Annotated in this window: 7 protein-coding genes; all 7 read right to left on the bottom strand. The window is 59.3% G+C overall.

Annotated features, from left to right (window positions below):
* Positions 1–242: 242 nt before the first annotated feature.
* Complete coding sequence (locus RMO15_RS01585) at positions 243–1010, bottom strand: hypothetical protein (RefSeq protein WP_309707191.1); 768 nt, start codon at positions 1008–1010, stop codon at positions 243–245.
* Positions 1011–1033: 23 nt separating this feature from the next.
* Entirely contained in the window at positions 1034–1678 is a 645-nt protein-coding gene (locus RMO15_RS01580) for a hypothetical protein (RefSeq protein WP_309707190.1), read from the bottom strand.
* A gap of 95 nt (positions 1679–1773) precedes the next feature.
* The gene (locus RMO15_RS01575; protein ID WP_309707189.1) at positions 1774–4758 is read right to left on the bottom strand and encodes a BTAD domain-containing putative transcriptional regulator; all 2985 of its coding nucleotides are present in this window, start codon (positions 4756–4758) and stop codon (positions 1774–1776) included.
* 39 nt (positions 4759–4797) lie between these two features.
* Positions 4798–6777 carry a hypothetical protein gene (locus tag RMO15_RS01570; protein ID WP_309707188.1) on the bottom strand — a complete coding sequence of 660 codons (1980 nt, stop codon included), beginning with the start codon at positions 6775–6777 and terminating at the stop codon, positions 4798–4800.
* A 30-nt stretch (positions 6778–6807) separates the two neighbouring features.
* Positions 6808–7977, bottom strand: coding sequence for a hypothetical protein (locus tag RMO15_RS01565; protein WP_309707187.1), 1170 nt, complete (start codon positions 7975–7977; stop codon positions 6808–6810).
* Between the two features lie 10 nt (positions 7978–7987).
* Entirely contained in the window at positions 7988–9940 is a 1953-nt protein-coding gene (locus RMO15_RS01560; RefSeq protein ID WP_309707186.1) for a PQQ-binding-like beta-propeller repeat protein, read from the bottom strand.
* A gap of 15 nt (positions 9941–9955) precedes the next feature.
* On the bottom strand, positions 9956–10452 hold a 497-nt coding region (locus tag RMO15_RS01555), incomplete at its 5' end, for a hypothetical protein (protein WP_309707185.1).

Raw genomic sequence — 10452 nt, 5'->3', positions numbered from 1 at the left:
CAGCCTGCCCCGATAAGGCCTGCCGCCGCGTTGCCGCCCAAGAGGAGAAACCCGCGCCGACTCAAAGCCGGGAATCTGTTGTCCGTCATTGACTTGTAACCGTTCATTCTCCTCCTGTACCCCCTTTGCCGCCACTATAGCCCATCAGTCCCGATAAGCCCACACTTGCAAGCATGAGAAAGCGGCGACGGTCCCGTGAGCGCTTCTGTTGCGAAAGATTCTGAGACATCGTTTTCTCCTTGTTAACGGCCCACCGGGACAGCGTAGAAGCTCCCATTGTCCAGTGAGCGAACGGTGAACTGCGCTCGCTGTTGCGCGGTTCCAGGTGCAATCGGACTGCTCACCCGCTGGCCATCGGCGGCGATCGCCTTGACCGTATCCACGCCATTTTCACGGACGAGAACGGGGATCGCATTGGCGGGTCCCACTTGAACCGGGCCGATCTCGCGGTAGTTGGACTCTAGCAGCTTGCCGACAGGCGAGATGACATAGCCGTAGCGTCGGAACGCGTTTCGTGCCTTGACAATCTTGTCCTTGAGATCGTCTTTGCCAGACCAGGAGCCGCCGCCATAGAGGTACATGTTGCACTCGCCCAGCTCGCCAGTCCCACGGGGACGAATACGGTTCTGTGTATTGCTGATCGTCCCCGGTTTTGAGGGAGGAGAGTCGAGCTCGATCAGCGTGTCGGTGAGTAATTGATCCCGACAAGAGCTTGGCGGTACCGTGGCTCCATAGAGGCGAACTTTCTTGCGAAGATCCTCGTACGAGCTCCACTGTCCTCCGCCGTAATTGAGCGGGTTGCACTCTCCCGTGTCTCCCAAACCACGAGGTGCGCGGCGAATATCTTCGTTGTAGGCTTTGTTGATCAAAGGCTCACGGCAGACCGCAGACTGCCCCTGCGGAGCTGCTGAGGCGGGTCGTCCAGGAAGAGGGCCATTGCCCTCCATGATTCCATTCAGTACGATAAGCCCCAAAAAACCGAGGGGAATGGTGATTGTCGTCGTTTTCATTTGCTGTCCTTTCTCTTAGTCTATTAGAGCTTGGGCTTGGCACTGCCGTTATAGAGGCTAAAAGTAAGCGTCGAGCCACTCGGGAGCTTGGTGTCGTCGCTGTCTACAGAGAGCTTAGCATCCACGGCGTTGGGATCTGCGCCCCCCGTGACGATAGCTAGGACTTGCTGAAGCGATGTGCCTGTCGCATTGTTGGTAAAGACAACGGGCTCTGTCGCTGCATAGACATTGCTGGTAGGGCTGGTTCGGGTGAAGGTCACAGGGCCCGCAACGGTTGCAGAGAGGTTAACAACCTGGGTGGGGCTCCCCGCACCCTCCCGAATCGTCAGTTGGAGTGTCAGGTTGCTGAGCGGAAAGTCCGCAGGCATTGTCGCACCAGAAGGTACCGTCACGATTATCTGAGGCGAAAGCGACTGATAGAATGCCAGGGAGGCGAGCGAGCTGGCCTGGGAGATGCTCTGGTTGGGAAAAGAAACCGTGACACTCTTATTCCCCGAGATCACCGCGCGACCTTCTCCCATAATTGCCACGAGAGTCTGCTCATCGAGCTTTAAGAGATTCGCAACCGCAGGAATGTTGTTGTTGATAATGCTCTTAGCGGCACCACAGCCCACCAGAGGCAGTGCCATAAGAGTCACCAGAGTTCCGAAATATGCTGTCTTTTTCATGTTGCTGTCCTTATCCTTCAGGAGATGGACAGCAGTATAAGAGCCTAGCGTGACAGTTCCGTGACAGCGAAAAAACAGGCTTTTGTCAATGCCAACTAAGCGGATATCACCTCAAGGATCTCCAACGCACGGGCGGTAGCCTCCTCCAGAGTGGGCGAGGTGCAAGTGAGCTCTCCTAAGGCAGCACGCACTTGGATTTCCGCCTCCTCGCAGCCCTCCAGATCTACTTCCCCCGCATCGTGGGCTAATCGCCATGTGGTGCTCGCTGTACGCAACGTTACTGCATCCTGGCCCATTGTAATGTCTAAGTGGGTGGCGGCGTGACTAAAAATAAGGTTCGTAGCGCCATCAAGCCCAGAGGCCATGCTAAAGGGATCACGTAGGAGTAAACGCAGGCGGAGCGACTCTGCCCAGTATTGTGCAGATTCGCGCAATTTCCCTAGCTTCCTTGCCAGGCGTGCCAAATTGCCCAGACAGAGGGCACACGCCCAAAGCTCTCCCAGCTCACGAAACGCCGCCAGCGAGGACTGGTAGTAAGAGTGTGCACGCTCGGGTTCTCCTTGCTCCCCTGCCAGGGTTCCCAGATCCACACGGATGTAGGCAAGCCCGGCGGGGTTAATTAGACTGGCCATCAGCGCCTCAGCAGCCTGAAGATGGCTACTAGACGGTTCCCATTCCTCCAGCGAGAGATACGTGATCCCCAGCCGATGGTGTGCTATCGCGCTATCGAGATTCTCTCCTGCCGCCTCGGCGAGCGCAAGGCTCTTCGTTTGGTGAGTAAGGGCTACATCCAGGTTGCCCTGGATCGCTGCGAGCACGCCAAGCCCAATTAGGCAGCTACACTGACCAGAAATATTGTCCGCTCGCTCAAAGTGCTCCTGCGCCTGCTCCGTAAGGCGCTGGCACTCGGTGTAGTTTGCTCGGTAGTGTGCCTGAATCGCGGCGAGCCCGAGCAGGGCGCGGCCGATTCCCCGGTCATCTCCACGCTCCAGAGCGAGCTCTCGTGCGGCACGGTGATAGCGCTCCGTCGCTTCCGCATCGCACAGGCTGTGACAAAGCCGAGCTGTCGCATGCAGTAGCTCGGCTTTCTGAACGAGGGTGGTCTCCCCCGAAAGCGCCTGCTCCAGCCAGCGGCGCCCTTCTCGCCAGAAGCCTTGCTGATCCCAAAACGGGGCAAGTGCCTGGCAGAGTGAGGTCTGTAGTACGCCCTGGCTGCTCTCCAAGGCGAGCTGAAAGTTCGCGTGCTCAAGCGAGAGTCGCACCGGGTCTTTCTCTTGCTCCGCGACGGTCAAAAAATGCGTCGCATGGCGCTTGAGAACGGCACGTTTTTTCGATGCAGGCAGCGAGGCGCTGCCAAACTCGCGCAGTGCCTCGTGCATACTGAAACGTAGCGTGTCGCCGTGGGCTTGGGCGGTGATCAGCGAGCGATCCCGCAGGCTCGCAAGACTATCGCGGCTCACCTGGCAGACAGCGGCAGATGCCTCAGGGAACCAGCCCCCACGAAAGAGAGCGAGGGCAAAAAAGGCATGGCGGAGCTCAGGGCTTAGAAGTTCGACGCTCCAGCGGATCGTGGCACTCAGAGAGCTATGGCGCTCCTCTCGGGAGCGGTTGTTCTCGGGAAGGGTGAGCAAGCCCGCGCCCAGCTGCGTGAGCATCTCAGACGGCGTGAGGGCGGAGCTCCATGCAGCCGCCAGCTCGATGGCAAGGGGGAATCCCTCCAGCCGCGCAACCAACGTCTGAATCGCCTCACGCTCCCGAGTGGTTGGGGTAAAGCTTGGGACAACACTACGGGCACGATCCACAAAGAGCTCCACCCCCTCCTCCTCGGAGAGTGCTCCGACCGCAATCAGAGTCTCCTCGGGCGTTCCCAGCCGTCGCCGTGAGGTGGTCAGTAGAATCAGATTGGGAATCTCTGCCAGGAGTGCGGTGGCAACCTCTCCGGCCTCAAGGGCAACTTGCTCTAGATTATCGAGGATCAATACACAGCTCCCGGGCTGCAAACGTGCCGCGACCTGCGTGGTTGGAGGGAGGCTCCCGGAGCGCACCAGCTCCAGCGCGTGAAAAATGCCATCCCAGACCTGCTCCATGGTGGTTGCGGTTGCCAGCGAGATGAAGTAGGTCTCGGTGACCAGTCCGTGTGCCACGAGCCGTCGGGCGGCTTCGATTGCAAGACGGGTCTTTCCGATGCCACCGGGTCCAAAGAGTGTGAAGAGCCGTGCCCCCTCCGAGTCGCTCTTGCCACCGGCGAGGCGCTGCACCAGTGCCAAAAGCTCCTCACGACGCCCACGGAATCGTCCGCGTGAAAGGGGCAAGTGTACCAAGCGCCGTGCTGGCACTGTCACGCTCAAAACACTCTCGGTGAGCCCAGCAACCAGCGCACAGGTCGCCGGGGAAGGCTTCACGCCAAGCTGATCCTCCAGCAAGCGAGTCAGATCATCGAACTGACGGCGTGCCTCCGTGGCTTGCCCGGTTGCTTTGAGCAGCCGAATCAGCTCGCTCCGCAGGTCTTCATCGAGCGGGGCGAGAATTGTCGCACGGCGGGCGAAGTCAATCGCACGCATCGGCTCCCCTCGTGCCTCCTGCCAGTGTGCCAGCGCAGAGAGCGCGGCGCGTTGCTCCTCCGCAAGCCTATCACGCTCTGGAAAGATCCAGTCGTCGTAGAGCCCGGGAAGTAGCGGCCCGCCATAGTGCTCCACGGCCTCCTGAAGCTGCCCGATTTTCTCCACCTCGATAAGTGTCGCTTGCCGGGCACGGTGTAGTGCCTGTTCAAAGGCCAAGAGATCCGTCTCGGCAAAAAGCGTGATGCTCATCTTATCGGTCACGAGCGCCTCACCAAGGTCTTTGCGGAGAGAAGAGAGCGCCGTCCGCAGACTCATACGCCCCTGCTCAAGCCCACTCTCGGGCCAGAACCGCGCAATAAGCTCCTCACGCGACTGCGGTACCCGTACATGAAAGGCCAGATAGGCAAAGAGTGCTGCCGTTTTTTGGGTGCGGAAGTGCGTGATCGGGGAACTGCCTGAGGACGGCATCACTGTCGCCGTCAAGCTTCCCAGGAGTGTAACCTGAAGAAGCGTGTCCATCTAACCTCAGGTTCACCAGGGCGGGACACGCTTCCTGCATTAGAGTCGTAGCCCCCAGCCTGGCTGTTGCCCCGTTCCCAATGCCGCTCCCATCCCTCCTGCCAGTGAATAGGCCTCTACACCGATGGTATTGATCTCGTTTCGCTGAACCAGAACACTGAGTCCATCCGGACTGAATGTGGGGCGCGAAAGCTTGGCATCGCTCAAAAGAACCCTCACGCCTCGTCCCTTCTCATCGGCCACGAGAATCTCACTTCCTCCACGTCGACAGACAAGCTGGAGCCCGTTCGGGCTGAGACTGGGCTCCGCATAGTCAACCGTATCGTTTGCCAGGATCGTCTCAAACGTCTCCCGATCACTGGCAGTTCGGGCAATGTACTTACGGGCGGTAATCGTCTGCTCAAAATAGATCCATGCCCCATCCGCACTCCAAGACGGGATACGTGCATTTTCGTTCCCCGATGTCAGCTTGCGGATCGCCCCCGAACTAAGATTGACCGTATAGACATGCTTGATACTGCTACTATCTCCCGCATCGAAGGCGAGCTCGGTGCCATCGGGACGCCATGTGGGATGGTTGATGGAGAGTGTACCGTCGGTGATGCGCCGTGCGCTGGAGCCATCGCCACTCATCACCCACAGCTCGCCGCGCCCTGTCGCGTTGATTACCCCAAAGGCGATCTGTCCCGTGCTGTTGGAGACCGTTGGTGCAAAGAGCTGGCTGGTGGAGGTGCGCAAGATACGGTCATTGGTACCATCACCGTTCATCGCACGTAGGTTATGGAACGCGAGATCCGTATACACAATCTGCGTATCGGTGGGGGTTAGGGTCTTCAGTAGAATCGGCTGAATAATCTGGAAGCTCCCGAGGTTGAACGAGCGATCCTCTTTCCAGAGCGTGATGGGGCCAAGGCGGAGGCTCCCCCCCACCGTGAAGTTGAAGTCGCCGAGTCCTTCCACAACAAAACCGGGCACGGGGGCCGACTGCGCGGACACACGACCTAGAACCCGAAGGACATCCGCCGTGACATGCGCCTCACCAATCCCATTAATCTCAATCCCAAGCTGAGGGCGAACCAGGCTGACCCCCATCTCTATCTCCCCCCGTAGGCTCGGAGGGCGCAGAGTGAGGTTTTTATCGAACTCATTGACCAAACTCCAGCCACTACCACTGAGGTACTGAACTCCCTCTTTTGCGGAAACTCCTGCCGTCACCACAAAATCTCCCTGCGCGGAGTAGTGGCCATCCAGCTTCATGAAGAGCTGAAGCGTCCCGTTGATTCCCAGCGGCCCCAGTGGCGTGAGTGGAACGGGCAGCTGGAGGGAGATCGGGAACTCTCGGGAGAATGTCCCGGCCACACGGCCCCGTGCCGACAGCGTTCCCGAGATATTGGCGTAGGGAGCCACACGAAACTCCTGAACCGTGATCCCCGACTTCTGAAAGCGCGTCTCCACTCCCGCCTCCATAATCATGGAGCCACCGACCTGGGCAAGAACCGTTCCATCATCGTCTTTGAGCTGCATCTCTCCAAAGTTGATCGCGATGGCATTGGGGCCGAACTCCCGCCCACGGGTAAGGGCTCGCGTCGGCGCGGAGAAGGTGACGCCGGGCTGTGCGGGTTGCAGTTTGAGCAGATCTTCGGCTTTTATATCGGCGCTCTGCTGAATACTAGCGTCTAAAAAGACATCCTCCACTCCTGCAGCTTCGGTAGTGACCGTAGTGATGTCCCCACTCGGGGCCAGTGCCGTCACGCGGCGCACAAACCGAGTGGCATCCAGCGCGTTGTGCACCAGCACTTGCCCAACGGCCAGAGAGGCGGGTGCGCTACGCAGAACAACCTGTGTCGGTGCGACGGAGACAACGGTTGCGGTGGTCTTATCGAGCTCCACCACTTCGCTTTTGAGGGTAAAGCTACCAGAGGGCCCTGGAGTCGGGCTCGGGCTGGGTGTTCCGCCTCCACCTCCACAGCCGATTACCAATACAGAGATTAAGAGTACACCAAGGCATTTTATAGACATTATCATTAGTTTCCTCGAGACATCGGCAACTTACTTGCCCAGAAACAGCATCACGGGTTTCACTCCAAAGCGGGGCATCGGGCCGATATCACTGGGCAAGAAATCCACAAGCACCGATGGCTTCCAGTCCATCACGGTCATGTCGTAGCCGTCGGGTGAGCCTTTTAGGATTGTCCTTGCCCGCGTCAAAGACAGGCGCAGAGGAATCGTCTTGCCCGATGGGGTGGTCACGGTTGCTGTCGCGATGTAGACTCCAGGGAAGATCCCGCGCTGTGAGAACGGGTAGGTACCGTGATCGCCCAAGCGTAACTTGATAGTGACAACACGGCCCGCGGAGCCATCCACTAGTGCCCCTTGTGGCGTCAGTGTAATCTGCAGTCGAGAGTCGGGCGGATAGGCGGTGTCCACAAGCCCGGCCAGAGGCGGAGCGAAGGTGTGCCCCCCTCCCATAATCTGCTCGGTTTGTCCACAGTCGAAGTTTAGGCGTCCCCCATAGTAGGCCGCGTTGTAGACCGTCTCCGTTTCCTCCGACGCGCCTGCTTTCTTCGCGGTCATCTTCAGCACAAAATCGCGCACCAGCCCACCCCGCAGATGGTCCAGCCCAAGTCCATCGAGATCGTGCCGAGCAGGTGGGTTGAGTGCTTCCAGCTCAAAGTGATAGGTGCGACCCTGGTAGATGTAGGTCGCATAAGCAGAGACCCGGTAGTCCCCCGGCGGCACTCTGATCGTATAGCTGCCCCCGGCGGCTTTGACATCGCCCTCGACATTTTCAAAGTGGTTGAAGATCGGCTTACCCTCCTGAAAGCCAGAGTAGCGCACGGTGACACTCGTGGCCGCACCGCCCAGCTCATTGATAACCCGCCCGACAATCATTCCCGCTCGTGGTGCAAGCGGCGACGGTGCAACAGTTCGGACAGGCGCAACAGCCGGTCTGGGTACTTGTGTCTGGGGCAGTGGTGCTGCCTGTGGTGTGCGTGTTGGGTTCAGAAGCGCATCGGCTTGTGGTTCATAAAGCTCCGCCGCTTTGCCATAGGCCTTGGCGGCGGCACTGCTATTGCCCTCCGCGGTGTAGGCCTTGGCGGCACTCGTGAAGGCATCCCCCGCTTCGTGCAGCTTGCCCGCCGAACTCAGTGCGGCGGCTTTGGTTTCGAGAGCCGAGCCACGGGGGGCTTGGTTCACCATCGCAACATAATAAATCACTTCAATCTCCTTACCGTATCGTGACGATCTGAGTGTAGTTCAGGCCATTCGAGTTCGGGTCATTGGTACTACGAAAGCTGTAGAGCGTCCCGTCTTTGGCGATAATCGGGGCAAGATAGTACATCCCGCCATTCCCCGAAGGGTTCTCCGGGGTGAGACTCCACCTCACGCTACCAGAGGCCGCGTCCAGCGCGACGATCTGCGTGAATGTGGCCATGCCCGTGTTGGTGCTTTGGGTAATGTCACGAGAGGCGTAGAGAGTGCCGTCCCCAGCGCTCGCGGCAGGCAAGACACTAGGCTGCCGCCAGAGAATGGCTCCCGTGGCTCCGTTCAGTGCGAGCATGCCCGGCTGGGCACTTAGCTCGGAGCTGGCGATGTAGACCGTGCCCGTGCGGCTGAGAACGACTTTGTTCTGATTCACCGTGACGTCCTCTGTAGACAGCCACTTCACGGTTCCGGTCGAGGGCTCCAGGGCAACAAGGCGGTAGGCGTAGTTCCCTTGAGGGACGATGGCATAGACGGTTCCATCCGGCCCGACACCGACATAGGTCGCGAAGACGCCGGTGGCCCCCACTCCAAACGCCGTCTCCCATTTCTTGGTGCCATCGGTGGGATTCAGCGCCGCAATTCCCGCATCCGTGACGACGTAGATCGTCCCATCTAAGCCAACGGCAGGCTTTTTACTGGCTTTATACAGCCCTGTGTTCGGTGCAAATTCTCCCCCAATGCTGACCGCTACCTGCCAGCGCTTCGAACCCGACGCGGCATCGAGGGCATGGAGCACGCCATCAAACACGATATAGAAAGCTCCGTCGGCAGTCAGGGTTGGGGGTGAGTTGTCGTACCCAGGAACCGTGTAGGTCCATGAGTGACTGCCTCTTGCGCGGACGTTGGCATTGCCATCGTAGCCTGAATCCACAGTGTAGAAGCCGCCATCTGCGCTGTAGGTGGGAGAGTGAGCACCATAGTCCCCCGTAAATCCCACCTTGCTACCACTCGGGGTGAACTGATAGACACCAATATTGGGAATCCAGTTGTTGTCGCCGTGGAAGGCAAGGGTTCCTGTCGACCCCTCGACAATCGTGCGAGCTCTGGTGAGATAGAGGTAGTTATCGAACTGCCCCCCGACCTCTGCGGGGAGCGGGAACATTCCGGCGAGCGTGCCGCTGACGGCAGGCGCGGCGCTGCTGGAGCTGTTCTGGGCATCGCCCATGGCCTGTGACCAGCCAAGCGTGCCCACCACCCCAACATTGACCGTCGTCTGCTTCCCGCTCTCCGTCTCTGTGATGTGAAGCGTCGTCAGTCCCACGGAGCCCGCTGTGACACTCGCGGCATCTTCCGTCGGCGTGATCGCACAGACGGTACTGGCGGCGCTCGTCCAGCTCCAGCGCTTCGGATCGGTGAGCACCAGGTTGTTGTCTGCATCCAGCGCCGTGGCCGTCAGCGAGTCGCTCGCCCCCGGTGAGAGTGTCACGGTCAGCGGTGGGTCTTCCCCACGGGTGAGACCCACTGCACGCTGCCCGTTCTTGCGCGTCACCCTGACCTGAGTAATCGTCGTGCCCAGCGTCACACTAACACTTCCCGTCACGCCCACAGTGACCGCCACGTCCTGAGCGCCCGTCGCCTGCGCCGTCCCCGTGGCGTTGACCTCGGGAAACGCCGTCGCCGCGATATGTAGCGTCCCGACCGGCACTTCCTCAATACGTGTGTTCGTGAGCGCACTTCCCACGGGCCGAGCAACGATCACGTCTTTGATGCGCGTCGTTCCTGCACTCACCGTGATAAGAATACTCTGTGCCTTGGTCGGAATGGCACGTGAGCCCACCTCTGGCCATTTAATATTGATCTGGAGGGCGGCGCGGCCCGTAGCTTGTGCTAGGGGTGCTCGGGTGTTCTTGCCCCCACCACAGCCTGCCAGAGCGAGCGCCAGGAGCGTAATGATACTGACTGGTATTGATTTCATGATTCCCACCCTTTCCTAATTCACCCCGACATCGAGCGAGGCACTCTGGATGCTGACGGTGCCCTTCACGGATGCCTTCGCCCCCGTGCGGTCGTTTTGTGAGGCCACAAGATCGGCAAGCGAGGGGAGCAACGAGGCGAGAGACCGGGTCGTCATGTAGGCCCGGTAGCCAGCGTTGGTACCGCCATGGATACCTTTCAGATACAGCGACTTATCTCCATTCACCCCCCGTGCGAGGAGATTGGGGGAGAGAATCTGAATATCAACCACATCGGAGTGATTTACGTTGGTCGGCGGGTACTTAAAAAACGGGAAATTCATGGATTTGGTCCCCATCCACTCACCTGGAGGCGAAACACCCGCGGCGAGGTTCCAGAGGGAGTCCGTAATGGAGAGCATACGAGCCGTGAAGAGATCGTAGAGGGGGTTTCCCTCCGCCTTAAGCTTCGCAACGTAGGCCTTGAGCCGAGGAACCTTCACCTCAAGCACCGAGAGAACCAGCTCGCCCATGC

This window comes from Armatimonas sp., from assembly GCF_031410135.1.
In the GTDB taxonomy this organism is placed as follows: Bacteria; Armatimonadota; Armatimonadia; order Armatimonadales; family Armatimonadaceae; genus Armatimonas.
Note: the sequence above shows the minus strand (reverse complement) of the source record. Positions and strands in the feature narration are given on the sequence as shown.